19 protein-coding genes and 1 tRNA gene are annotated in these 25,339 nt (G+C 71.7%); 6 read left to right on the forward strand and 14 right to left on the reverse strand.

All coding sequences use genetic code 11. The features are described 5' to 3' along the window. Positions 1 to 75 precede the first annotated feature (75 nt). Entirely contained in the window at positions 76 to 1,284 is a 1,209-nt protein-coding gene (locus tag ABD298_RS05735; RefSeq protein ID WP_344298686.1) for an IS481 family transposase, read from the forward strand. A gap of 25 nt (positions 1,285 to 1,309) precedes the next feature. Here the strand turns inward: ABD298_RS05735 and ABD298_RS05740 are convergent. From ABD298_RS05740 to galU, 5 genes are all read right to left on the reverse strand, one after another. Then, positions 1,310 to 1,382, reverse strand: a tRNA-Ala gene (locus ABD298_RS05740). An 81-nt stretch (positions 1,383 to 1,463) separates the two neighbouring features. After that, complete coding sequence (locus ABD298_RS05745) at positions 1,464 to 2,267, reverse strand: SDR family oxidoreductase (protein ID WP_344298687.1); 804 nt, start codon at positions 2,265 to 2,267, stop codon at positions 1,464 to 1,466. A 102-nt stretch (positions 2,268 to 2,369) separates the two neighbouring features. Next, positions 2,370 to 3,323 carry a hypothetical protein gene (locus ABD298_RS05750; protein ID WP_344298688.1) on the reverse strand — a complete coding sequence of 318 codons (954 nt, stop codon included), beginning with the start codon at positions 3,321 to 3,323 and terminating at the stop codon, positions 2,370 to 2,372. A gap of 139 nt (positions 3,324 to 3,462) precedes the next feature. Then, the gene (locus ABD298_RS05755; RefSeq protein WP_344298690.1) at positions 3,463 to 4,083 is read right to left on the reverse strand and encodes a GNAT family N-acetyltransferase; all 621 of its coding nucleotides are present in this window, start codon (positions 4,081 to 4,083) and stop codon (positions 3,463 to 3,465) included. A gap of 7 nt (positions 4,084 to 4,090) precedes the next feature. Beyond that, on the reverse strand, positions 4,091 to 5,011 hold the full coding sequence (galU, locus tag ABD298_RS05760; RefSeq protein ID WP_344298691.1) for a UTP--glucose-1-phosphate uridylyltransferase GalU: 921 nt from the start codon (positions 5,009 to 5,011) through the stop codon (positions 4,091 to 4,093). A 37-nt stretch (positions 5,012 to 5,048) separates the two neighbouring features. On the opposite strand from galU, the gene ABD298_RS05765 reads away from it, so the two are divergent. From ABD298_RS05765 to cpaB, 3 genes are all read left to right on the forward strand, one after another. After that, the gene (locus ABD298_RS05765) at positions 5,049 to 5,684 is read left to right on the forward strand and encodes a 5-formyltetrahydrofolate cyclo-ligase (protein WP_344298692.1); all 636 of its coding nucleotides are present in this window, start codon (positions 5,049 to 5,051) and stop codon (positions 5,682 to 5,684) included. Between the two features lie 130 nt (positions 5,685 to 5,814). Further along, positions 5,815 to 6,078, forward strand: a complete 264-nt coding sequence (locus ABD298_RS05770; protein ID WP_208709649.1) for an FmdB family zinc ribbon protein — start codon at positions 5,815 to 5,817, stop codon at positions 6,076 to 6,078. Between the two features lie 95 nt (positions 6,079 to 6,173). Beyond that, entirely contained in the window at positions 6,174 to 6,938 is a 765-nt protein-coding gene (gene cpaB / locus ABD298_RS05775) for a Flp pilus assembly protein CpaB (RefSeq protein WP_344298693.1), read from the forward strand. A gap of 44 nt (positions 6,939 to 6,982) precedes the next feature. Here cpaB and ABD298_RS05780 read toward each other — a convergent pair whose 3' ends face one another. From ABD298_RS05780 to ABD298_RS05810, 7 genes are all read right to left on the reverse strand, one after another. Next, positions 6,983 to 11,350, reverse strand: coding sequence for a DUF4011 domain-containing protein (locus ABD298_RS05780; protein WP_344298694.1), 4,368 nt, complete (start codon positions 11,348 to 11,350; stop codon positions 6,983 to 6,985). A 162-nt stretch (positions 11,351 to 11,512) separates the two neighbouring features. After that, positions 11,513 to 13,063: a glutamine-hydrolyzing GMP synthase gene (gene guaA / locus ABD298_RS05785; RefSeq protein ID WP_344299057.1), complete on the reverse strand. Its 1,551-nt coding sequence runs from the start codon at positions 13,061 to 13,063 to the stop codon at positions 11,513 to 11,515. Positions 13,064 to 13,212: 149 nt separating this feature from the next. Next, on the reverse strand, positions 13,213 to 13,698 hold the full coding sequence (locus ABD298_RS05790; RefSeq protein WP_208709655.1) for a DUF3817 domain-containing protein: 486 nt from the start codon (positions 13,696 to 13,698) through the stop codon (positions 13,213 to 13,215). Next, positions 13,695 to 14,525, reverse strand: coding sequence for an SURF1 family protein (locus ABD298_RS05795; RefSeq protein ID WP_344298695.1), 831 nt, complete (start codon positions 14,523 to 14,525; stop codon positions 13,695 to 13,697). Before ABD298_RS05795 ends, ABD298_RS05790 begins: the two co-directional genes overlap by 4 nt. Positions 14,526 to 14,585: 60 nt before the next feature. Beyond that, on the reverse strand, positions 14,586 to 15,077 hold the full coding sequence (locus ABD298_RS05800) for a PTS sugar transporter subunit IIA (RefSeq protein ID WP_344298696.1): 492 nt from the start codon (positions 15,075 to 15,077) through the stop codon (positions 14,586 to 14,588). 4 nt (positions 15,078 to 15,081) lie between these two features. Continuing rightward, positions 15,082 to 16,803: a glycerol-3-phosphate dehydrogenase/oxidase gene (locus ABD298_RS05805; protein WP_344298697.1), complete on the reverse strand. Its 1,722-nt coding sequence runs from the start codon at positions 16,801 to 16,803 to the stop codon at positions 15,082 to 15,084. 34 nt (positions 16,804 to 16,837) lie between these two features. Further along, the gene (locus ABD298_RS05810; protein ID WP_344298698.1) at positions 16,838 to 17,974 is read right to left on the reverse strand and encodes a GuaB3 family IMP dehydrogenase-related protein; all 1,137 of its coding nucleotides are present in this window, start codon (positions 17,972 to 17,974) and stop codon (positions 16,838 to 16,840) included. Positions 17,975 to 18,142: 168 nt separating this feature from the next. On the opposite strand from ABD298_RS05810, the gene ABD298_RS05815 reads away from it, so the two are divergent. Next, positions 18,143 to 20,359 (forward strand): S8 family serine peptidase, encoded by a 2,217-nt coding sequence (locus ABD298_RS05815; RefSeq protein ID WP_344298699.1) that lies wholly within the window; start codon positions 18,143 to 18,145, stop codon positions 20,357 to 20,359. Between the two features lie 71 nt (positions 20,360 to 20,430). Here ABD298_RS05815 and guaB read toward each other — a convergent pair whose 3' ends face one another. Both guaB and ABD298_RS05825 read right to left on the reverse strand, forming a co-directional pair. After that, a complete protein-coding gene (guaB, locus tag ABD298_RS05820) occupies positions 20,431 to 21,942 on the reverse strand; it encodes an IMP dehydrogenase (protein WP_344298700.1) in 1,512 nt (503 codons plus the stop codon). Between the two features lie 173 nt (positions 21,943 to 22,115). Beyond that, entirely contained in the window at positions 22,116 to 24,188 is a 2,073-nt protein-coding gene (locus ABD298_RS05825) for an acyltransferase family protein (protein ID WP_344298701.1), read from the reverse strand. 172 nt (positions 24,189 to 24,360) lie between these two features. On the opposite strand from ABD298_RS05825, the gene ABD298_RS05830 reads away from it, so the two are divergent. After that, positions 24,361 to 25,339 (forward strand): DUF389 domain-containing protein (locus ABD298_RS05830; RefSeq protein WP_344298702.1); only part of this gene is annotated, 979 nt, incomplete at its 3' end.

The following is a 25,339-nucleotide window of genomic DNA, read 5'->3' on the forward strand; positions in this document are numbered from 1 at the left end:
GTGTGGCGGGACATCGTTGACGGTCCACGGCATGTCGCGGGACATCGGCGACACGCTGCTCGTCGAGCATGGGCCATGTCGAAGAACAAGGTCATCGTCCTCGCGGTCCGCGAGGGCGGCATGTCCAAGGCCGAGGCCGCCCGCCGCTACGGGGTCACCCGCCAGTGGGTCCACGAGCTCCTCACCCGGTACGCCGAGCAGGGCGAGGCCGGCCTCGAGGCCCGCTCCCGCCGCCCCCGCACCAGCCCTCAGGCGACCTCCGCCCAGGTGCGCGAACGCGTCCTGGCCCTGCGGTCCGAGCTCGCCACGAAGGGGCTGGACGCCGGCGCCGAGACGATCGCCGCCCACCTCGACCGCGAAGGCCTCCCGGTCCCTGCCAGCACCACGGTCCACCGCATCCTGCGCGCCGCAGGCACCGTCGCCCCCGAACCGCGCAAGCGCCCGAAATCCTCGCTGCGCCGCTTCGAAGCTGCCCAGCCCAACGAGACCTGGCAGTCCGACTTCACCCACTGGCACCTGGCCGACGGCAGCGACGTGGAGGTCATCGACTTCCTCGACGACCACTCCCGGGCCCTGCTCCACCTCACCGCCCACCCAAGGGTCACCGGCCCGGCCGTGGTCGAGGCCTTCCTGGACACCGCACAGGAATACGGGTTCCCGGCCTCGACCCTGACCGACAACGGCATGGTCTACACCACCCGCCTCTCCGGCGGGAAAGGCGGCAGGAACGCCTTCGAGACGCTCATCGCCTCACTGGGCATCACCCAGAAGAACGGATCCCCCGGCCACCCCCAGACCCAGGGCAAAATCGAGCGCTTCCACCAGACCCTGAAGAAATGGCTCGGCGGCCAGCCCGACGCCCACACGATCGCGGACCTGAACGAGCAGCTGGCGAAGTTCCGCCACATCTACAACCACGAACGCCCGCACCGGGCCCTGAACCGCCGGACCCCGGCCCAGGCCTACGAGGCGACCCCCAAGGCCGGACCCGCGATCACCGCACAGGGGGAACACTTCCGCGTCCGCACCGACCGCGTCGACGCCGACGGAAAGGCCACCCTCCGCCACGCCGGACGCCTCAGACACCTCGGGATCGGCCGCGCCCACAGGCACAAGCGGATCATCCTGCTCGTCCACGACGCCGAGGTCACCGCCCTCGAGCACGGCACCGGGGAGGTCCTCGCCGAATTCACCATCGACCCCACCAAGGGCTACCAGCCCAAAAAACAGAACACCCCCGGTCCGAAGACCGGGGGTGTCAACGATGTCTCGCCACATCCGTAAAGGATGTCCCGCTACATCACAGATGTGGAGCCTAGGGGATTTGAACCCCTGACCTCTTCGATGCGAACGAAGCGCTCTACCAACTGAGCTAAGACCCCTCGGTGCGGGAACTACGTTACTGGGCAGGGGGCCAAAATCAAAATCGGGCGACGCCACCCCGAGGCCGTGCACGGGGCCCGTCAACCGGGCCAGTTGGCGGTCCCGACGGCTCTCCGCCGAAGCCACTGCTCGAAGGTCACGGTCCCGAACGCGGCCTCGGGCATGAGGTTGCGGCCCTCGGCCAGGGAGCGGCCGATCCGGCCCGGAACGGGCAGCTCGAGGATCCTCGACGTGGATCCTGTCGCAGAGCACCAGGCCTCGGCGAGGGAGCGCAGTGAGCGCACCTCGGGCCCGCATGCGGCGGTCAGGAGGAAGCCGCCGGCCGGAGCCTCGGCGGCGTCCACGAGCGCCCGGGCCACATCCGAGAGGTCGATCGGCTGCACCCGAGCCTGCCGGAGACTGGGAACGAACCCGAAGCGGTCACCGGCCTCGAACACCGAGCCCAGGAGATCGTGGAACTGGCCGCACCGCACCACGGTCGTGGGCAGCGGGTGCTCGGCATAGACACGCTCCTTGGCTGCCTTGGAGCGGTAGTAGCGGAAGGGGAACTGGTCGCAGGCGATGATCGAGATCGACACGGCCCGGTCCACCCCTGATCCTCTTGCGCCGTCGAGCAGCCTCCGGCCCGTGTGGGGATAGTCCCTGACCGCGCGTCCGCGGCGCGCCTCGAGCGCGTCAATGACCACCTCGACGCCGTCGAGGGCCGCCGCAAGGCCTGCACCCGAGGCGGCGTCCGCGCGCACATACTCGACGCCGTCGAGCGCCCTCGCCGGCGGAGGCCGAGTCCTGCTGAGCGACCTCACCTGCCATCCGCGCGCGAGCGCCTCCCGTGCCGCTGCATGCCCTGCGGCACCGGTTCCGCCGGCAACGAGGAGGAGAGCCATGTGTCGAAGCTACCCGCGCACCCGGCCCCTAACCAGTCCGCCCCGCGGCCCGGGTGCAGAACTCAGCCCGGCTCGGGCGCGGGATGGTCAGCAGCGGGACAGTCAGGCGCGGCGTCGGCGCAGCACGTCGTCGAGGTTACCCAGCGCGCCGGCCCGCCCGGTGGGGCGGGGCGCAAGCGCCGGGACGCCGGGCACGGAGCCGGGCTCCGGGGTCTCGGGCTTGGGCTTCAGGACGGGACGGCCCTCGGGCTTCGGATCCTCCTGGGCAGGGAGCGGCTCCGGCTCGGGACGCTCCGCCTTGGCCGCGTCCAGGTACGACGGCTTGGGCACGCCGACAGGCTCCCAGGTCTCCTCCGAGTCGGCACCGCTGGCCTTGGCCGCCGCGTCCGCACTCGCCTGCGAGGCACGGGCCACTTCGAGGGCGACGGCGCGCAGCTCCTCCCGGGTGAGGACCTTCGCAGCGGGCGCGGGGGTGTCCCCCCCGTCGAACACCTCGCTCGGAGCGGGCGGACGCTGGCGCTGGGCCGGTGCGGGTCCGGGCTCCCTCATGGCGGCACGGAACGCGGCGTCGACGCGCCGGCGCCGGTCGCGGACGGCGAGGGAGCGCAGCACGGTCGCTGAGGCCGCCGTGCCCGCAGCGAACACGAGCGGGAGCCAGAGCGGCACGCCGAGGACCAGGAGGCCCAGGCAGACGACCGACGCCAGGAGCATCGCCAGGCCGATGCCGGCGAGGACGACCCGTCCCCACCGGATCCGGAACGGGCGCGGAGCTGGCCTGCTCGCCGCGGCGGAGGCGGGAGTCCCGGCATCGTGGTCCTGGAGCTTAGCGGGCCGCTCCGACCCCGCCGACCGGACAGCGGGGTCAAGGCCCAGGGAGGAAGCTGCGCCGGCCACGCCCCCGTCCCGAGGGCCCCCCGGCGCGGCCTCGGACAGCAGGGCGGCCTCGGCGGCGGCGCGGGGCGGCCTGCGCCTCTTGAGGAGGTAGGGGGCAACCCACAGCAGCCACAGGAGCACGGCCGCGCCGAGCACCATCGAACTGCTGAGGGCGAAATCCATACCTGAAACCGTAGGAGTATCCTCGGGGCCGGTGCCGGATTACCTTCGGTGTGTCGCGAGAACCGCAGTCGGCCGGGGGCGCCCCGGGGCGTGCCGCCGCGATCCGGCGTGACGGGGGGCACGCGCCGTCGTGCGTCGGTCAGCCGCGGGAGGCCAGCCACCGGCCGAGGAGGCCGCCCGGCGGGACTTCCTCGACCGTCAGGGCGAAGGATTCGTGGTCGGCCCAGGCGCCGTTGATGTGGAGGAACCGCGGACGGAGTCCCTCGTAGCGGAACCCCAGCTTCTCCACGACCCGGAGGCTGGCCGCGTTCTCGGGCCGGATGTTGATCTCCATGCGGTGCAGCCCGAGCTCATCGAAGCAGTAGTCCGTGGCGAGCGCCACGGAGGTCGGCGCGATTCCCCGCCCTGCGTGGCCCTTGTCGACCCAGTAGCCCAGCGTCGCGGTGAGCGCCGAGCCCCACACGATCGAGGACACGGTCAGCTGGCCGACGATGGGAGCTCGCCGGGCACGCGGCTCGTCCAGTGTGATGACGAAGGGAAGGGCAGAACCTTCGCGGGCCTGATGGGTCAGGGAGCGGACCATCTCACGGAAGGTCGGCAGGCCCCCCTCAGGCTGCGGATTCGACGCCTCCCACGGCGCGAGCCACTCCTTGTTGCGGCCCCGCAGCGCCATCCACTCCGACCTGTCTGCCTGACGCAGGGGCCTGAGTGCGAGGTCGCCGCTGCGGAGCGTCACGGGCCACAGGCCCGAACCCCACATCGGCCGGTCAGGACGTCGCGGTGGGCTGGTCCGCCCCGTCCGCCACGAATCCCTTGAGCCACGAGCGCAGTTCCGAGCCGAATTCGTCCCGCCCGCACGCCAGGGTCACCACGGCCTTGAGGTAGGAGAGCTTGTCTCCGGTGTCGTAGCGCCGCCCGCGGAACACCACCCCGTACACGCCACCGCCCTCGCCCTCGCGCCGGGCGAGGGTCTGGAGTGCGTCCGTGAGCTGGATCTCCCCGCCGCGCCCGGGCTCCGTGTGGTGGAGCACCTCGAAGACGGCGGGGTGCAGCACGTAGCGGCCGATGATTGCGAGATTGCTCGGAGCGTCCTCCGGCGCGGGCTTCTCGACGAGGCCGTGGACGCGGACGTAGTCCTCGCCCTCGACCTGCTCGACGTCGGCGCACCCGTACGCCGAGACCTGGTCCTGGGGAACCTCCATGAGGGCCACGACGGACCCACCGGTGGCCTGCTGGACGCGGATCATCTCTGCGAGGAGTTCGTCGCGCTCGTCGATGAGGTCGTCGCCGAGCAGCACCGCGAAGGGCTCCTTGCCGACGTGGCGTTCGGCGCACAGCACCGCGTGGCCGAGTCCCTTCGGGTCGCCCTGGCGGACGTAGTGGATGTCGCCGAGGTTGTTCGACTGCTGGATCGCCGCGAGCTTCTTGCTGTCGCCCTTGGCCTCGAGTGTCGCCTCGAGCGAGGGCACACGGTCGAAGTGATCCTCGAGGGCACGCTTGTTGCGCCCCGTGATCATCAGGATGTCCTCGATGCCGACTCCGACAGCCTCCTCGACCACGTACTGGATCGCGGGCTTGTCGACGACAGGCAGCATCTCCTTCGGCATCGCCTTCGTCACCGGCAGGAAGCGGGTGCCGAGGCCGGCCACGGGGATGACGGCTTTCTTCACGGCAGAGCTTGTAGACACGCTGACACTCTATACGACTCTCGATTAGAGTCGGGGCATGCAGGCCGCAGAGGAGAAGTCCGCCCTGCGCTCAGCCATCTGGGCCGAGCGCCGCGCAGCGGATCCGGAACGCCGTGCCGCCGCTGGCGAATCGCTCGCGGCGCACGGGCTCGAATGGGCTCTCGCCCACGTCCCCGAGGGGGGAACGCTGACGGCGTACCTCGGGGTTGGGGCGGAGCCGCCCACCGCGCCGCTCCTGGAGCGGCTCCACAGCGCGGGGCTGCGCGTCTTCCTGCCCGTGTGCCTGCCGGAACGGCAGCTCGCGTGGGTCCAGTGGCAGCCGGGCATCCTGTTCGCACGGAGCCGGTTCGCGCCCGTGCAGGAGCCTGTGGGGCCGGTGCTCACGACCGAGGAACTCGCCGCGGGCGACGGCGCGCGCTTGCCGCTCGCCGCCGTGCTCCTCCCGGCGACCGCTCTCGACGCGGAAGGCCGGCGCCTCGGGCAGGGCGGCGGGTACTACGACCGGTTCCTCGCACGGCTCGAGGGACTCGGCCTGCGTCCGCCGACGGCGGCCGTGGTCTTCGACAGCGAGGTGCTCCCGGCCGGCGCCGTTCCCGTCGAGGCGCTCGACCGCAGGGTCGCCTCTGCGGTGACACCCTCGGCGCTGCGGGCTCTGTGGCCGAAGCCTTCCTGAGCCACTGCGCCCGGAATAGTCCAAGCGCCCCGGCTGTTAGAATTGGCAGTCGAGGCCTACGACTGCCAATGAGCGCGACGACGCCGCAGCGGTGGTCCATGGCCTCCGCCGTGCCCATGAAGGAGTTCTAGTGCCTACGTACGCCTACGCCTGCAAAGACTGCAATCACGCATTCGAGACTGTCCAGTCGTTCAGCGATGCCTCGCTGACCGTCTGCCCCGAGTGCGGCGGCACCCTCCGCAAGAAGTTCAACAGTGTGGGTGTGGTCTTCAAGGGCGGCGGCTTCTACCGCACGGACTCCCGCAGCGGCAGCAGCAGCGTTCCGGCCTCCTCCGGCTCCTCGGAGAAGTCCTCGGGCTCGTCCGACAAGGCACCGGCCGCCGCCGCGAGCTGACGCACTTCTCCTCCACAGGATCCGCGGCCGGCGTGTCGTCCACATACGACGGCGGGCGGTCGCCTCGGGCAGCGCTGCGCTCCTAACGTCGGTGCATGACCCGACCCGCCCCCTCCGGTAGCGGCCGCGCTCCGCACTCACACGCTCCCCGGGCCCACGCGCCTGTCCGCGGCTCGGCCAGGACACGACCCACGCCGTGGGCCGCTGCCGACCGCGGTCCGCTGCGACGCTTCGTCGACCGGCGGCGGCGGACCCTCGCCGCGGCATTCCTGTGCCTTGCGGCCGGCGCCACCGTCTACCAGCTGACCCCTGCCTCCGCCGCGATGGTCCCCGTGGCGGTCGCAGCGCGTGACCTGGCCTCGGGCGCGACCCTCTCCCCCGCTGACCTCACGCTCTCGCGCCTCCCGGCCGATTCCGTGCCCCAGCGCGCCGAGCCGGACCCTTCGCGGCTTTCGGGGCAGCGGATGGCTGGCCCGGTGCGGCGCGGCGAGCCGATCACCGACGCCTCGCTCGTGGGCCCGGGGCTGCTGACGGGAACTCCACCGGGCACCGCGGCAGTGCCCGTTCGCATCGCAGATCCCGCCTCCATAGGCCTCCTGAGCCCCGGCCAGCTCGTCGACCTCGTGCTCAGCCCTGACACCGGTGGGCAGGCCGCCGCGGGGACGACTCTCGCCGCGCGCGTCCCGGTACTGTCCACGGGGGCCGGAGCTCCGGGAAGCGCGGCCGGGGCGTGGCTGGGACAACGGGAGGGGGAGGGCCTCCTGGTCGTCGCGGCCTCGCCCGAGCAGGCCCTCCGCATCGCGGGGGCGTCGACGCGCGGGAAGGTCTTCTTCGTGCTCTTCGAGGCCGGCCCGAGGTGACAGGCCCGGCGGCATCCGGAGATTTCCTCAGGCCCAGCGCGAGTTCACCCCCAGTGTGGGGGCCGCTGTTCCTTGAGCCACCTGTCGCGGTCGCGTTCACGGTACGCAGACCAGTCGGCGCGTCGCCGGCCGGACTCGGCCGGTGTCTCGTCCTCGTCCGCGGAGGTCGGTCCCGTCCCGGGAACACTGACCCGGCGCTGGCCGCGGGGCCTCCGCAGCGGCGCCTCAACCTCGTCGGGGACCTCATCCTCGGACAGCGCACCGTCCTCGGGTACCGCTCCGGAGTCGGCCGAGACGGCCTCGGCGGCTTCGGCGGCTTCGGGCGCTGCGTCGGCGGAGGCGTCGGATTCCTCCGGCCTCCCGGACTCCCCAGGGGCCTCGCGCTCGTCCGGCCTCGGCTCGCTGGCTTCAGCGTCCATGCCGCTGGCCTCCTCTCGCTGGGCCCCGTGCTGGACCCCGTGCAGCGGCGCGGCCTGGTCGGTGTCGTCGGCGGCGTGGCTGCCTCGCGTGTGGGCCTCGGACGGGGTGGGCTCCCCTTCGCGAGCACCAAAGGCGTCGCTGCCGGTGCGCGCTTCGATGGCACTGTCGACGCGCGAGGCGATGTCGGCGGGCGTCCCGAGGAGGAAACCGGCGGAACCGCCCTCGTCGGCGTGGGTCTCGAGGCCGAGGTCCGCCGCGATCATGTCCGCACAGCTGCTCGGGTCCGTGAACACCTCGATCGTCCACAGCGTCATGTGCTTCCAGCCGAGCCGCTCGAACAGTTCCGGCCTCTGCCGGGTGCGCTCGCGCACGCTCATGCGCCGGTAGCGCTCTGTCCCGTCGGACTCCACGGCGACGGGGATGCTCGCCTCGTGGTCGTCGCGGCCCATGGTCAGGAGCGGGTCTATGGCCGCCGCCATGTCGACCGCACCGTCGTAGTGGTGCCAGACCCTGGCCCCGCGGGACGCAAGGCGGTCACCGAGGTCGGTCACGAGGGGGTCCGCACCGAGCGCCTCAGCGCTCGCTGCGGCGCGGGTTGCCCTCGTCCCGAGGTCCGTGGTGCCCGCGATCTCGCGGTCGAGCAACTCGTAGAAGTCCACTGCGCCCTCGCTGAGGCGGGTGACATCCAATTCGGAGGGCTGGAAGCAGCTCAGCACGTGCATGCTGTGCCGCGCACGGCTCATGGCGAGGGCGAAGCGGCGGCGGCCTCCCGGCTCGCTGAGGGGACCGAAGTGGTGCATCGCCCGGCCATGGGGCGTCCGGCCGAACCCGAGCGAGAAGATGACGTGGTCCCGGACAAGCCCCCCGGCACGGTCGACATGCACGACCCGGAACGGCTCGTCTCCCCCGCTGAAGAAGTCCCCCAGATCGGGGTGGTTGGCCATCTGGAGGCGGATTGCCTCCCCGATCCGGGCAGCATGGTGGGCGCTCGCCGTGACCACGCCCAACGAGACTCCCGGGCGGTGGTAAGCGTGCTCGAAGACGAGGTCGACGACCCTGTTTACTTCCGCCGCCACGGACTCGACGCCGCCGTCCTCCCCGCTGGGCAGCCCCGTGCCGTCGGGAAGGTACTCGAGCACGAACGGACGGTCGAGGCCCGTCACGCTCGGCCCATCCGGGAGCGCGCGGAGGGCACCGTTGTAGAAGCGGTGGCTGAGCTGGAGCCCGAGGTCCTCGTCGACGCCGCGGTACACCGTGCGCAGGGCGCCCCGCGGAAGCACGCGCTTGAGCGCTCCGAGGGCGCTCTCGACCGGGGCCGTCGGCGCCTGGCCGGGCTGCTGCTCGACGCCCACGGAGAACGGACGGGGATTGGCCACCTGCGCGTCGCCGAAGGCCACCACCTGGGTAGCCCGCCCCACGGCCGGGAGGGCCGCCCGGAGCGGCATGGAGTCCGCGTCGAGGATCACGACTGCGTCGAAGCGGTGGTCGGCCGGCAGCGCGGCCGAGAGGGCATAGGGGCTGCAGGTCCAGACCGGGACCAGCGGCCGCAGGAGCCGGGGCGACTGGCGCTCGAGTGCGGCAAGGCTGATGCGCCCGTCCTTGAGCAGGGACCTCAGTGCGTCTGCCTCCCGCGGGTGGCGATCGATCGCGTCTGCCCACTCGCGGGCGAGCCTCCACCTGAGCTTGGCGCTGCCGCTGGCGATGTGGGCGCGGTCGGCGCGCCGGAACTCGGACTCGGCCCTGCGGAGCTGCTCGCCGTCGGACATGGCCAGATAGTCGTCGCCGCTGATCATGGCCTCGAGGACCGACTGCCACCACGCCAGCTCGAGCTCGGCGGCGACGACGGATGCCGGTGCCTCACGTTCGGACAGGTCGGCGAGCAGGTCCCCGAGTCCGCGTTCGCGGAGCTGGTCCTCGAGCAGGGTCCGCTCCGGGAGCGACTGGAGGGTCGGCGAGTCCTCGGCCAGGGCGGTGAGCCGGGACTTCAGCTGCTCGACCGGGGCCTCGAGGAGGCGCCCACCGCCCGCCGTGGGGCGGAGCACGGCGCCGAGGCGGTCGAGGCCCTTGGCAGCGGCGACGTACGCCTCCCGGAGCTCCGCGAGGCCGGAGGGCACCGAGGGGTGCCGCTGCGACGTCGCGTACGCGGCCCAGCGCTCCCGTTGGGCCTGCACGAGGATGAGCGAGCTGTGGAGGTCGGCCAGGTGGACGCCCGGACGGACGTACTCCTTCGCCACCCGACGGAGGCGCGAGCGCTGCATCGCGGTCACCTCGATGCCGCGTTCCCTGCGCCAGGCGGAGGGTGCCGTGGCGGCGATCAGGTCGTTGACCGGCCTGTCGAAGATGTCCGGGGTGAACTTGTCCAGACTCTCCCGGACCGCGACCAGGAGCTCGAGCTGCTCGCCCCAGCCGCCGACCGTCGTCTCGAGCCGGATCGACGCATGGTCCGCCACGGCAGCCATGCGCTCTCCCAGAGCGGGAACGTCCTCCGCCAGGCGGCCGGCGAGCTCCCGCGCGTCGTCCGTCTCGCGCCGGGTCAGCAGCCGGGCGCCGTGCCAGGGGCTCTCCGCAGCATCGGGGCTGAAGCTTCCGAGCTCGGCGGCCCTGCGGAGCCTTTCGCTGAGCTCGGCCCGGTCCTTGATGCTGTCCAGCACGCTGCGCTTGAGCCGCACGGTCGTGGCGGGAGCGGGATGGAGGGACGTGAGGGCTGCGAGGGACTGCATGGCCTGGTAGGGCGAGCAGCCCCAGCGCTCGCGCACGTTGTGGAGCGACGCGACGTGGTCGACCAGCTGGTGCCGGCGCTCGCGCAGCACTCGGTGGATGTTCTCGAGCCGCGGCTTCTCCGACTTCTCGTTGCGCACGATCGCGCGGACGATCTGCTGGCGCAGCTGGCCTGCCGTGATCGTTGCCCCGAGCTGCAGCACGAGGGAGCCGAGCCCGAGGGATTCGCACGCGCGGTGCAGCTCGGCGAGGCTCGCGCGCCGTTCGGCCACCACCAGCACGGACCGGCCGGCATCGACCAGGGCCGCGAGGGCGTTCACGGCGGTCTGGGTCTGCCCCGTCCCGGGCGGTGCCTCCACCACGAGCGACTGCCCGTCCCTGACCGCGTCGACGACGAGCTGCTGGTCCTCGTCGGCGTCGAGGACGAGGAACTCGTCCGCCGGGTCCCGCTCGTCCAGTCCCGGGAAGCGGTCCACATCGAGCGGCTCCGGGGCAGGATGGAGCGAGCCATTCGTGGAGGCGAGCGCAGCCAGGACGGGGTGTGCCGAGGTGATCGACGGGTCTTCGAGGGACTCCTCGAGGTCGGCGAACGTCGAGACGAGGAGCCGCGGGTCGACCTGGGCGCCGGCGATGGGATGGAGGAGCGCACGGACGCGCTCGATGACAGGCTGCGGGTCGAGGCGTGCGGTGCTGTAGGCCGAGCGCTCGATCGCCGCCACGTCGACTTCCATCCGGTGCACCGAGCGGAGGTGGCGCACGAGGGCGGGGTTGAGGCGTGCCTGCTCGGTGAGCTTGAGCTCGAAGTCGTCCTGCTCTGGCCGGACGGTGAGCGCGACGGCGGCGAGCAGCACGGGTGCGCTGACCCGGCGGGGGCGCCCGCCGACCGCAGACGTCCAGCTCGCGAGGCCGGCGGCGAGGTGGCCGGCGTCCACTCCGCGCTCGTTGGCGAGTTCGTACGATTTCGCCCGCAGGTTGCGGGCCGCGCGGGCGGCACGGGTGTACTCCTGCCGGTCCCGCAGCAGCGTGGAGAGTCGGGTCCGGCGGCCGGCCAGGAGCTGCGCGAGCCCCGAGGCGTGCGCGTGCGTCAGGTCGATGCTTCCGTCGGCGCCCGGGTAGTAGGAGAGCATCGTGTCCGGGCCGGTGACGCCGGGCAGCGCAGACAGCCACGCCTCGAGGCGGGCATCGGCCTCCGGATTCGTCGTCTCGGACACGTCTGGGCTCTCCTCCGCGCCAGCGAGGGCGCTGGCTCGCTTGCCTGTGGACCATCTCGGCATAGCTTCGAGGTTAGCCTGTCAAGACCCGCTCCCGGGCGGTGCAACGCTGAGGGTTGCGGAAACAGGGCCGCTGCCGTGGTCGGAAACCGGCGGAAGGCCAGCGCACAGACCGACGGCCGGCACTCCAGAAGCGGAGTGCCGGCCGCGCGCGGCCCAAGGGGCCTATTCCCATTCGATGGTTCCCGGGGGCTTGCTCGTGACGTCCAGCACGACCCGGTTGACCCCGTCCACCTCGTTGGTGATGCGGTTCGAGATCCGCGCGAGCAGGTCGAAGGGGAGCCGGGACCAGTCGGCCGTCATGGCGTCCTCGCTCGAGACGGGGCGCAGCACGATCGGGTGGCCGTAGGTGCGGCCATCGCCCTGGACGCCCACGCTGCGGACGTCGGCGAGGAGGACCACGGGCATCTGCCAGACCTCGTTGTCGAGGCCGGCGGCCGTGAGCTCGGCGCGGCCGATCGCGTCGGCCTTGCGGAGGAGTTCGAGCCGCTCCGCCGTGACCTCTCCGACGATGCGGATGCCGAGGCCCGGCCCCGGGAACGGCTGGCGGCCGACGATCTCCTCGGGCAGGCCCAGCTGGCGGCCCACGGCACGGACCTCGTCCTTGAAGAGGGTCCGCAGCGGCTCGACGAGCTCGAAGCGGAGGTCCTCGGGGAGCCCGCCGACGTTGTGGTGGCTCTTGATGTTGGCCGCGCCCTCGCCCCCGCCGGACTCGACGACGTCGGGGTAGAGCGTGCCCTGGACGAGGAACTTGATCTGCTCGCCCGAGGCCTTGGCCTCGGCGATGATCGCCCGCTCGGCCTCCTCGAAGGCACGGATGAACTCGCGCCCGATGATCTTGCGCTTCTGCTCCGGATCGGTGACGCCCGAGAGAGCGGACAGGAAGCGCTCCTGCTCGTTCGCGACATACAGGTTGACGCCCGTAGCGGCGACGAAGTCGCGCTCGACCTGCTCTGCCTCGCCCTCGCGAAGGAGGCCGTGGTCGACGAAGACGCAGGTGAGCTGGTCGCCGACGGCGCGCTGGACGAGCGCCGCGGCGACGGCAGAGTCGACGCCGCCGGACAGGCCGCAGATGACGCGCGCGTCGCCGACCTGCTGGCGGATGCGCTCGACCTGCTCCTCGACGATGTTGCCCGTGGTCCAGTTGGGCTCGAGCCCGGCCACCTCGAAGAGGAAGTTCTCGAGGACCTTCTGCCCGAACTCGGAGTGCTTGACCTCGGGGTGCCACTGGACACCGCCGAGGGACTTCTCGGGGTTCACGAACGCGGCGACGGGCGCCCCCGCGGTGGTGGCGAGGATCTCGAAGCCCTCAGGCGCGGTGTGCACCGAGTCTCCGTGGCTCATCCACGTGTTCTGGACCGCCGGGATGCCGGCCAGGAGGGAATGCGGGTCGCCGACGGCGGTCGCGACGGTCGAGCCGTATTCGCGCAGCCCCGTCTGCGCCACGGTGCCGCCGAGGGCGTTGGCCATGGCCTGGAACCCGTAGCAGATGCCGAAGACCGGCACGCCGCCCTCGAAGAGGTCTGCCCCGACGCGCGGGGCGCCCTCGGCGTAGACGCTCGAGGGTCCCCCGGAGAGGATGATGGCGGCGGGATTCTTGGCCAGGATCTGCTCGGTGGTCAGCGTGTGCGGGACGATCTCCGAATACACGTTGGCCTCGCGCACGCGGCGCGCGATGAGCTGCGCGTACTGGGCCCCGTAGTCCACCACCAGCACCGGCCTGTGGGCGGTCTGCACCGGGTGCGATTCCGCCGAGGTCTGGGAAGCTGTAGTCACCCTATCTAGGGTAGCGGAACACCCGCGCCCGCCCGTGGCCGCGGTGGCCTGCGTCTCATCCCCGCAGGGGGCCTGACGCACCGCGATCGTCAGTAGCGCTGGCCGGCGTCCGGGTGCGCCTCGAGCTCGCGCTCGGCCTCGGCGTGCATGCGCTTCTCGACGAAGAAGCTCAGGAACGGCACAACGCCGCCGAGCGCCATGAGCACGAAGCGGCCGAACGGCCAGCGCATGAGCGACCAGAGGCGGAAGTTCGAGATGATGTACACGACGTACATCCAGCCGTGGACGATGAGGATCGCGAGCGACACGTTCAGGCCGCCGAGGACCCCGGCCGGCTCGGCGTCCGCGAATCCGAAGCCGAAGGGCGCGCCGGTGAACGCGTCGGTGCCGCCGGCGTAGAGGAACTTCCCGAAGCCGTAGCGGGCGATCATCTCGGCGCACAGCAGGAGCAGCATCGTGCCCGTCGCGTAGGCGAGCACGCGGTAGAACTTCAGGGCCGAGCGGATCTGGGCGACGGTTCCGCCGAAGCGGCGTTGCCCTGTGGTGCCGCCGGTCGCGGGCTTGGGTTCGATCACGGTGTTCCTCCGGTCTCGGTCGGCTGGGGGCTTCCCTCCGACTCTGCGTCTGCCCGCGCATCGGCGAGGGCGTCCTGGGTCCGCTCGTAGTCGTCCCGCACGAGGCGCCACCACAGGAAGAGGGCGAAGCCTGCGAACACGACCCACTCGACGGCGTAGAAGATGTTGAGCCAGTTCACCGGCTGCTCGACCGGCTGGGCGGCCACCGAGAGCGGCTCGAGGCTGCCCTGCACGGGCAGAGGATGCCCGTCGGACGCCGCAACGGTCTCGGTGGCGGTCACGAAGCCCGGGTAGCTGGGCACGTCCCACAGGTTGATGAGCTGGGCCACCGAGAGGGCGCCGACCTCGCCGTCGAACGCATCCTGGACCGGTTTGGGAGCCTCCGAGGGCAGGAGCCTCCCGGTGAGGCGCACCGCGCCCGACGGCGGCGGGCCCGCCTGCTCGGGGGAGGCAATCCAGCCGCGGGCCACCGGGATGACAGTGCCGCCCTCGCCCCCGACCTGGGGCGCGCCGTCGACCGTGAACGCGCTCACGACCCACCATCCCTTGCGGCCGTCCTGCAGCCGGTCCCGTACGAGGACCTGGCGGGACGCGTCGAAGGATCCGGTCGCGGTGACCATCTGGTCCGCGGCGGTGGCGGGGAAGAACTGCCCGGGGTCGAGGACGCCGGTGAGCGGGCGCGTCTCCTCCGTCGTCGACACGGCCGGCGGCGCCTCCGACACGGAACGGGAGAACTGCCACTGGCTCAGGGCCACAAAAACCCACGAGACGAGGAGCGCTCCCACAAGGGCCGCGATCCACTTGGGCTTGAGGGCGGTACGGAGCACCCATTAACGGTACTCCGACAAGCTGTAGAAAACCCAAATGGCCCCGGCCCGGGGGATCCCCTAGTGGTCGGCGAAGACGAGCGAGGAGTTGATCAGCTCGGAGATGATGTCCGCGTCGTTCGCCCGCCGGAGGGACTCGCGGTAGCCCTCCTTGGACAGCGAGCGGGCGAGGTCCGCGAGGACCTCCAGGTGCGCGGAGAAGGACGCGGCGGGCGTGGCGATGAGGAGGACCACGTTGGCGGGGCCGTCGAGGGCACCGAAGTCGAGGGCGTGCCCGTACTTCGTCACCCCGACCGCGATGGAGGGCATGGTGACGTGCTGGCTCCGGGCATGGGGCAGGCCGATCCCTCCCGGGAGGCCGGTGGCGAGCTGGTGCTCGCGCGCGCTGACGTCGGCCAGGAACGCGTCGAGGTCGTCGATCCGCCCTTCGGCGTGCAGCCTGCCTGCCAGCTGGCGGGCCGCGTCCACCCGGTCCTCCGCGACCATTTCGAGGATGACCAGGCCCGGCGTGGTGAGCTGGGCGTCATAGCGGTCGAACGGTCCTTGGGGCATGGGCCTACTTTACCGGGAGGATGTCGTCGACCCCCATCCGGGCGGCGTCGGCGGACTCGTCGTCCGGCTGCTGCTGGCTCAGTCGTTCAGCGCGGACTCGCGCGAGGTAGTGGGCCACCTCGTTGTCCCGCTGGACATGGCTCCAGCCGAGCAGCGGCGCCATGAGGTCGGCGACGACCGGGACGGCGGAGACGCCCCGGTCCCAGGCCTCGATGGCGATCCGCGTGCGGCGGGTCAGGACGTCGTGGACGTGCCGGGCACCCTCGTGGGTGGTGGCGTACACGACCTCGGCGCCGAGGTAGTCGTCGGCCCCCGGAAGCGGCTCGGCGAGCTCGGGCCGGGCCTTGATGAGGTCCAGGACCTCCCCCGCGAGCGACCCGTAACGGTTCAGGAGGTGCTCGACCCTCGCGACGTGGACGCCGGAGCGGTCGGCGAGCCGCTGGCGGCGGTTCCAGACGGCGCGGAAGCCGTCCGCGCCGAGGAGCGGGATGCGGTCGGTGCAGCTGGCGGGGACCCGCTCGTCCATGGCTCGGGTGGCCTCGTCCACCGCGTCCCGGGCCATGACCCGGTAGGTGGTGAACTTGCCGCCGGCTACGACGACGAGGCCCGGCACGGGATGGGCGACGACGTGCTCGCGGGAGAGCTTTGCAGTGGAGTCGTTCTCGCCGGCGAGGAGCGGCCGGAGTCCCGCGTACACGCCCTCGACGTCTTCCCGGGTGAGGGGCCGCTTGAGGACCTTGTTCACCCGCTCGAGGAGGTAGTCGATGTCCTTGCTCGACGCCGCCGGGTGGGCCTTGTCGAGCCTCCAGTCGGTGTCGGTGGTGCCGATGATCCAGTGGCGGCCCCACGGGATGACGAACAGCACCGACTTCTCGGTGCGCAGGATGAGCCCGACGGTGGACTGAAAGCGGTCGCGCGGGACGACGAGGTGGATGCCCTTGGACGCCCGGACCTTGAGCTGGCCCCGGTCGGTCACGAGGGCCTGCGTCTCGTCGGTCCACACCCCGGTGGCGTTGATGACCTGCTTGGCCCGGATGGCGAACTCCGTGCCGTCCTCCTGGTTCTTCACGCGGGCCCCGACCACGTGCTCGCCCTCGTGGAGGAAGTCGACGACGGCGAGCCGGTTCGCGGCGTGGGCGCCGTAGTGCGCCGCGGTGCGCACGACGTTCACGACCATGCGGGCGTCGTCGACTTGCGCGTCGTAGTAGCGCACGGAGCCGATCATCACGTCGTCGCGCAGGCTCGGAGCCGCGCGCAGGGTGCCGCGCCGGAACAGGTGCTTGTGGACCGGGACCCCGTTCGAGCGGCCGCCCGTGAGGCCGAGCGTGTCGTAGAGGAGCATCCCCATGCCGACGTAGGGGCGCTCCCAGAAGCGGTGCGTGAGCGGGTACAGGAACGGCACCGGGCGGACCAGGTGCGGCGCGATGCGGGTCAGCAGCAGGCTGCGCTCCTGGAGGGCCTCCTGCACGAGCCCGAAGTCGAGCATCTCGAGGTAGCGCAGGCCGCCGTGGATGAGCTTCGACGAGCGCGACGACGTCCCCGAGGACCAGTCGCGCTGCTCGACGATCCCGACCTCGAGCCCCCGGGTCGCGGCGTCGAGGGCGGCGCCGGCACCGACGATCCCGCCGCCGACGATCAGGACATCGAGTTCCTTGCCGGGCTCGACGCTCTCCCGCAGACGGGCGAGCGAGGCGTCGCGGTATTCCGGGCTGAGCTGTCCTGTCATGGTCGGTGCCCCCTGGTTCGCGTGGTCGGGTCCATCAGCTCCCGGAGTGCGGCGAGACGACGACGTCGACCCGCTGGAACTCCTTGAGGTCCGAGTACCCCGTGGTGGCCATGGCGCGGCGGAGCATGCCGATGAGGTTGCTCGTGCCGTCGGTGTGGTGGCCGGGACCGAAGAGGACTTCCTCCATGGGCCCGACCGTGCCGACGTTGACGCGCTCGCCGCGCGGCGTCTCGAGGTGGTGCGCCTCCGCGCCCCAGTGCCATCCGCGGCCGGGCGCCTCCTCGGCGCGGGCGAGCGCGGAGCCGAGCATGACGGCGTCCGCCCCCATCGCAATGGCCTTGACGATGTCGCCCGAGGTGCCCATCCCGCCGTCGGCGATCACGTGCACGTAGCGGCCGCCGGACTCGTCCATGTAGTCGCGCCGCGCGGCGGCGGCATCGCTGATCGCCGAGGCGAGCGGCGAGTGGATGCCGAGCGCGCGGCGGGTCGTCGTCGTCGCGCCTCCCCCGAAGCCGACCAGGACACCCGCGGCGCCGGTGCGCATGAGGTGCAGGGCCGGGGTGTAGCCGGCGGCGCCGCCGACGATCACGGGGACGTCGAGCTCATAGATGAACTTCTTGAGGTTCAGCGGCTCCTGGTTCTTGGAGACGTGCTCCGCCGAGACGGTCGTGCCGCGGATCACGAAGAGGTCGACGCCGGCGGCGAGGACGGTCTTGTAGTGCTGGACGGTGCCCGACGGCGTGAGGGCGCCGGCGACCGTGACGCCGGAAGCGCGGATCTCTGCCAGCCGCGCCGTGATGAGCTCCGGGTTCACGGGCTGGGTGTAGATCTCCTGGAGGCGGCGCGTGACGGCCGAGCCCGCGGGCTCTCCCCTCAGGCCCGCGATCTCCTCGAGCACAGGCTGCGGGTCCTCGTAGCGGGTCCACAGCCCCTCGAGGTCGAGCACGCCGAGGCCGCCGAGCTTGCCCATCGTGATGGCGGAGGCCGGCGACATGACGGAGTCCATCGGAGCGGCGATCACCGGCATCTCGAAGCGGTACGCGTCGATCTGCCACGAGACGGACACGTCCTGGGGGTCGCGGGTCCGGCGGTTCGCGACGATCGCAATGTCGTCGAGGGAATAGGCACGGCGCCCGCGCTTGCCGCGGCCGATCTCGATCTCGTAAGTCACGGCCCTAGCTTACGTGAGCGGCCCGCCCAGCCCCGGTCCCGGCCGCGTCCCGCGCCGCGTCGAGGCATGCGGCCGCGCAGGATGACAGAAGGCGAAGAGCCATTTACAGAATGTGACAGGGTGCGTAGTGTGGTCTGCTGTTCCGAGGCCACCACCACGAGGAGAGCCATGGGGAACATCGCACGTCGAATCCAGGTCGCGATCGCGGCCGCAGCACTCGCCGCAGCCAGCGCCCTCTCGGCCGCCCCGGCGACGGCCGCGCCGGACGCGGGAGGCACGCCCCCGCCGTCGTCCGCGCCGGCGGCCAGCGTCCAGAACGCCCTCCCGGGGCAGCGCTACTCGCAGTTCATCGCCCAGTACAGGCCCGGCCCCCCGAGTGCCAGCGCGAGCGAGCGGGCCAAGGCCTGGGGCCGCGCGGCCCAGCGGCTGGGGATCAGTCCCCGCGAGGTCCGCACGCTCGCGACGGGCGCGACCCTCATCGCGGTGGACAGGACGCTCGACGACGGCGAGGCCACCGCGTTCATGACCGACCTGGCGGCCTCGGGCGCGATCGAGTACGTCGAGCCGGACGCCCGCATGACGGCGAGCCTCACCCCCAACGACCCCGGCTACCCGCAGCAGTGGGACTTCACCGCTGCCAACGGGATGCGCATCCCCGGCGCATGGGACGTCTCGACCGGGACCGGCGCCGTCGTGGCCGTCCTCGACACGGGCATCACCGCCCATCCGGACCTCGACGCGAACGTCCTCCCCGGCTACGACTTCATCTCGGATCCCGCCACCGCCCGCGACAGCGACGGCCGCGATCCCTTCCCGCGGGACGAGGGCGACTGGTACGCGGCCGGGGAATGCGGCGGAACCCAGGCGGCCAACTCCTCCTGGCACGGCACCCACGTGGCGGGGACGGTCGCAGCGGTGACGGGCAACTCGACCGGGGTTGCCGGGGTTGCCCCGAACGCGCGCGTGGAGCCGGTGCGCGTGCTCGGCAAATGCGGGGGCATGCTCTCGGACATCGCCGACGCGATCGTGTGGGCGGCGGGAGGGGACGTGTTCGGCGTGCCGCCGAATCCCTTCCCCGCCGACGTCATCAACATGAGCCTCGGCGGCGCCGGGACGTGCGGGGCCACCTACCAGAACGCGATCGACGCCGCGGTGAACCGGGGCACGACCGTCGTCGTCGCCGCCGGGAACGAGGCGCAGGATGCGTCGAACGTACGCCCCGCCAACTGCTCGAACGTGGTCGCCGTCGCGGCGAGCAACCCGAGCGGCGGCCTCGCCTACTACTCGAACTACGGCCCGGCCGTGGACCTCACCGCGCCGGGCGGCGATGTGCGCGTCTCCGGCGGCGGGATCCTCTCGACCCTCAACACGGGCAAGACGGTCCCCGCGGACCCCGCCTACGTGTTCTACCAGGGGACCTCGATGGCCGCCCCGCACGTCGCCGGCCTCGCGGCGCTCCTGAAGTCGGCCAACGCCTCGCTCACCCCGGCCCAGGTCAAGGCGACGCTCAAGCAGGGGACGCGCCCCCTGCCGGGCGGCTGCCCGCTCGGCTGCGGCGCAGGGCTCTCCGACGCGACGGCCACCATGGCCCTGATCAACGGCCCCGTTCCCGCACCCAACGTCCCCGCGGTGGTCCCGTGGAAGGACTACACCAAGGACGGCAAGAACGACGTCGTGGCGATCGACTCCAGCGGCAACGGCTACATCTACCCCGGCAACGGCAGCGGCGGCTGGCTTACCCGCCTGAGCTCCGGCACCTGGACCGGCCTGTCCTTGATCACCGCCACCCGCGACCTCGACGGCGACGGCATCAGCGACCTCGTCGCCCGCGACACCAACGGCACCCTCTGGCTCTACCCCGGCAACGGCACCGGCGCTTTCAAGAGCCGCGTCCAGGTCGGTACCGGTTGGAACGGCATGAACGCCATCATCGGCGTCGGCGACTTCGACGGCGACGGCAGGAGCGACCTCGTCGCCCGCGACACTACCGGCGCCCTCTGGCTCTACCCCGGCACCGGAACCGGAGGCTTCGGCACCCGCACCCAGGTCGGCTGGGGCTGGGACACCATGAACGCCATCACCAGCACCGGGGACTTCAACGGCGACGGCAAGACTGACCTCCTCGCCCGCGACACCACCGGCGCCCTCTGGCTCTACCCCGGCACCGGAACCGGAGGCTTCGGCACCCGAACCCAGGTCGGCTCCGGCTGGGGCGTCATGAACGCCATCCTCGGCATCGGCGACTTCAACGGCGACGGCAAGAACGACCTCCTCGCCCGCGACACCGCCTCCGGAGGCCTCTACCTCTACCCCGGCAACGGCACCGGCGGCTGGCTCAGCCGCAGCCAAGTCGGCTGGGGCTGGAACGGCCTCACCCTCCCCTGACCCTGACCCGACCCACGCACGACGGCGCCCCCTCCCACCCAGGAGGGGGCGCCGTCGTGCGTCTGGTGCGGCTACCGGCGGTAGTTGGGGGCCTCGACGGTCATCATGATGTCGTGCGGGTGGCTCTCCTTGAGGCCGGCCGCCGTGATCCGCACGAACTTGCCCTTCGCCTTGAGCTCGTCGACGGTGTGGGCGCCCACGTAGAACATGGTCTGGCGCAGGCCGCCGATGAGCTGGTGGGCGACCGCGGAGAGCGGGCCGCGGTAGGGCACCTGGCCCTCGATGCCCTCGGGGATGAGCTTCTCGTCGCTGGGCACGTCGGCCTGGAAGTAGCGGTCCTTCGAGTAGGACGTGTTCTTGCCGCGGGTCTGCATCGCCCCGAGCGAGCCCATGCCGCGGTAGGACTTGAACTGCTTGCCGTTCATGAACACGAGGTCGCCGGGGGCCTCGGCGGTGCCGGCCAGGAGCGAGCCGAGCATCACGGCGTCCGCGCCGGCCACGATGGCCTTGCCGATGTCGCCCGAGTGCTGGAGGCCGCCGTCCGCGATGAGGGGCACGCCCGCCGGGATCGCGGCCTTGGACGACTCGTAGATCGCGGTGATCTGCGGGACGCCGACGCCGGCGACCACGCGCGTGGTGCAGATCGAACCGGGGCCCACGCCGACCTTGATCGCGTCCGCGCCGGCATCGATGAGCGCCTGAGCGCCCTCGCGGGTCGCGGCCTGGCCGCCGATCACGTCGACGTGGGCGGCCGCGGGGTCCTTCTTGAGGCGCGCGATCATGTCCAGCACGCCCTGCGAGTGGCCGTTGGCGGTGTCGACGACGAGCACGTCCACGCCCGCCTCGACGAGCGCCATGGCCCGCTCGTAGCCGTCGCCGAAGAAGCCGACCGCTGCGCCGACGCGGAGGCGGCCGGAGTCGTCCTTCGTGGCGTTCGGGTACTGGTCTGCCTTCTCGAAGTCCTTCACGGTGATGAGGCCCTGGAGGATGCCCATCTCGTCCACGAGGGGCAGCTTCTCGATCCGGTGCTTGCCGAGGAGGCCGATGACCTCCTCGCGGGCCACTCCGACCTTGGCCGTGATCAGCGGCATCGGCGTCATGACCTCGTGCACCTTGCGGGTCGCGAACTGGTCGCCGGGAATGAACCGCGTGTCGCGGTTGGTGATGATGCCCAGCAGCTTGCGGTTCTCGTCGACGACGGGCAGCCCGGAGACGCGGTAGTGGGCGCAGAGGTCGTCGAGCTCCTTGAGCGTCGCCTCGGGGCCCACGGTGACGGGCTTGGTGATCATGCCGGACTCGCTGCGCTTGACCTGGTCCACCTGGTCCGCCTGGTCCTGGATGGACAGGTTCCGGTGCAGGATGCCGATGCCGCCCTGACGGGCGAGGCTGATCGCCATGCGGGCCTCGGTGACGGTGTCCATGGCGGCGGAGAGGATCGGGATGCCCAGGCGGATGCGCCGCGTGAGGCGCGTGGAGGTGTCGGCCTCGGACGGGATGACGTCCGTGGGGCCGGGCAGCAGCAGGACGTCGTCGTAGGTCAGTCCGAGGAAGCCGAAGGGATCGTGCTCGGGGGACGTGGTCATGAGTGCTCCTTGGCCGTGTGCCGGGTGGGCATGGTGAGACGGGATGCGCTGATGACCAGCCAGTGCTTACGGGTCTGGTCTGCTGCGGGTTGCTTCTATCCTAAACTTCCGCCGGGCCCCGAGGTATTCCGTCCCGGGGCGCCGGTGACCAAGCCCACACCCGTCGCCGGGCGTCACCAGCCGGTGGCTTCGAACAGCCGCTGCTCGAGCATGGGCGACATGGACGCCGCGTACGTGCTGGTCAGGTGGTTGTCGTCCAGGTACACGAAGACGTTCCCGATCGCGCCGCGGCAGTCGCCTGCTGGGCAGAGGTAGTCGGTCATGTCGATGGGGAAGAAGCCCTCTTGGAACATCTGGGCGAACGGCACGAGCGGGTCCTGCTGCGCAAGCACCGCCGAGGCCAGCGGCCGGCAGGCGAGGGCGTCGGCGCCGTGCTGGGAGACGCAGTCGGCCATGTTGAACGTGAAGCGCGGGTTGTCCCGCATCGCCACCACCTGGATGCCCCGGGCGAGGAAGCCCTCGACGAGCCGCTCGAGGCCGGGGGTGAGCGTCTCCTCCGGCGACGAGGGCGCCGCCACCGTGCCGACCAGCACCACCGCGTCCGGCGGGTTCGCCGCGAGGTGCTCGGCGACGACCTTGTTGTAGTCGTTGCACTCGTCCCAGTCCACGACGGCCTCCGGATCGTAGAAGCAGCCGCCCTTGGCCAGCTGGTAGAGCCGCCAGCTGTGCTGCACGGCGATCGGCTCGAACGCCGCGAGCCACTGCTGGGAGTGGGAGTTCCCCAGCACCAGCACGTTCTTGGTGATCGCCGCCGGATCGGCGGGGCTCGACTGCGTGCACACGTGCGCGAGCTCGGACGGCAGGCCGAGGTCCGCGGAGCACGGCTCGGGCAGGTGCGCCCAGTCCTGGCTCACCGTCGAGGCCAGCGGCAGCAGGCTCGCCGACGGGTCCGGACGCCCCGCGTAGCCGGGCACGAGCGCGGCGGCACCCGGGTTGTCCCGGGAGGCGTTCGCGAGCGCCTTGTAGTTGGCCGCCTGGAGGGACACCTGGACGCTCGCCACGGGGACAGCGACGACGGCGGCGCACGCCGCGACTGCGACCAGTCCGCGCCGGCGGCTCGACTCCGGCCACGGCCAGGCACGCCAGGGGCGGTCCACGAACCGCGTGGTGAGGTAGCCGAGCACGGCCGCCGCGAGCACCACCGCGCTGCCCGACAGCCAGCCCATGCGGTCCTTGCCGGACACCGCAAGGGCCATGACCAGCAGCGGCCAGTGCCACAGGTAGAGCCCGTAGGAGATGTCGCCGAGCCGCTGCAGCGGGCGCATCGTGAGGATCCGGTGGACGCCCGCGGGGCCGCCGTCGACCCCCGCGAGGATGACCGCGCCCGCGGCGAGCGTTGGCCACAGTGCCGCGAAGCCGGGGAACGCGCCGTCGACCTGCAGGACGAGCCCGCACGCCACGATCGACGCGAGGCCCGCCCAGCCGGCGACGGCGGCCGCGCGCCGCGGGAGGGTGATCCGGCGGGACACGAGGGCCAGAAGCGCGCCGAGGGCGAACTCCCACAGCCGCGCGAGGGTGTCGAAGTAGGCCTCGGACTGCGAGACGGCGGTGAAGTACACCGAGTAGCCCAGGGAGACGAGGAAGACCGCGGCGAAGAGCCAGAAGAGGACGCGCTCGTAGTGGAGGCGGAGGCGCCGGCACACTGCGGCCATCCCCACGAAGAGGAGCGGGAACAGCAGGAAGACCTGGCCCTGGATGGACAGGGACCAGAAGTGCTGGAAGGGGCTCGCGGCAGCGTGGTTGCCTGCGTAGTAGTCCACGGCGTCGCGCTGGAGGACGAAGTTCTCCACGTACGCGAGCGACGCCCACGCCTGCTCGAGGATCGACGCCCAGCGCGTCCCCGGGAGGAACACGAGCGCGGCGAACACGGTGCCGGCGATCGTGACGGCCGCAGCGGGGAGAAGCCGGCGGAAGGTGTGGATCCAGTGCCGGCCCAGATGCACCCGCACGCCGCGGCGGTTGCGGTCCGCGAACTGGCCGGTCATGAGGAAGGCCGAGATGAGGAGGAAGACGTCGACGCCTCCCGAGACCCGGCCCAGCCACACGTGGTAGGCGACCACGAGGCCCAAGGCGACCGCCCGCAGGCCCTGGATCTCGGGCCGGAACTTCCGCTGCGCGGGTCCCTGGGGGGCCGCCATGTGCCGGGGCTGGTACGTGGCGGTGACGGTCTCAGGACGCGCGGACATCACGGTCGAGGGCCTCCTCAGGGCGTGGGCAGAACGTTCATGCTATCGCGGCCCGGAGGCATACCCCGGCCTTTCAGCGTCCATTCATCCGGGCCGCGCTGTGCGTAGCTTGTGAAAGCCATTGCCCCGCGGTGTGAAGGGCTGGCGGTCGGCTGGCGGTAGGGTCTCGGCCATGATGATGATCCGGGTACAGGTCCCCTCCGGGATGACGGAGGCCGTGGTCGCCGTGGCCCGCGAGCACCGGGGGGTGGCGGAGGTCGCCGTGCTCCCGGACGCGTCCCTCGAACCCGCCGGTGATCTGATCGAGGTGCAGGTGGCGCGGGAGGCGGTCGAGCGGCTCCTCGAGGGCCTAGAGGCCCTCGGCGTGCGCGACGCCGGCTCCGTGGCCCTCTTCACGCCCGATGCCGTCCTCGGCACCCGCGCCGACGAGGCCTCCGCGAACGCCCCCGGCGACGGCTCGGATGCCGTGATCTGGGAGGAGCTCAAGCAGCGCACGGGTTCGGACTCGCGCCTGACGTGGCAGTTCCTCGTGTTCCTCGTCGCGGCCACGAACCTCGCCGGGATCGGGATCGTCACCGACTCCACGATCGCGATCGTGGGCGCCATGGTGGTCGGCCCCGAGTTCGGGCCCCTCGCCGCCGTCGCGGTGGCCCTCGTCGAGCGGCGCTGGGTGCTCGCCAGGCAGGCGGCGCTCGCGCTCCTGGTCGGCTTTCCGGCGGCGATGCTGACGGTGGCGGTCGCGGCAGCCGTGTCCGTCCCGCTCAGACTCTTCAATCCCGCGATCGTGGAGGCACCCGACTCGGCCGTCGAGTTCATCTACAAGCCCGGCCCGTACTCGTTCATCGTCGCGGTCATCGCCGGGGCTGTCGGCATGGTCTCCCTCGTCGGGAACAAGTCCTCGGCCCTCGTCGGCGTGTTCATCTCGGTGACGACCGTCCCCGCGGCCGGGTACGTCGCCGTTGCACTCGTGCTGGGCCAGCCCGAGAAGGCCCTGGGTTCGGCCCTCCAGCTCGCGGTCAACCTGACGGGCATCGTCGTGGCAGCCGTCGTGGTCCTCCTGGTCTACCGGGCGTTCACGCCGGAAGTGCCGCCGCAGGCGCTGGCCCGGTTGAGGGATCGCGCACACTGGTCGACGGGGAAGCGCCGTCGTC

It is taken from the genome of Sinomonas flava (genome assembly GCF_039531875.1).
Classification (GTDB): Bacteria; Actinomycetota; Actinomycetes; order Actinomycetales; family Micrococcaceae; genus Sinomonas; species Sinomonas flava.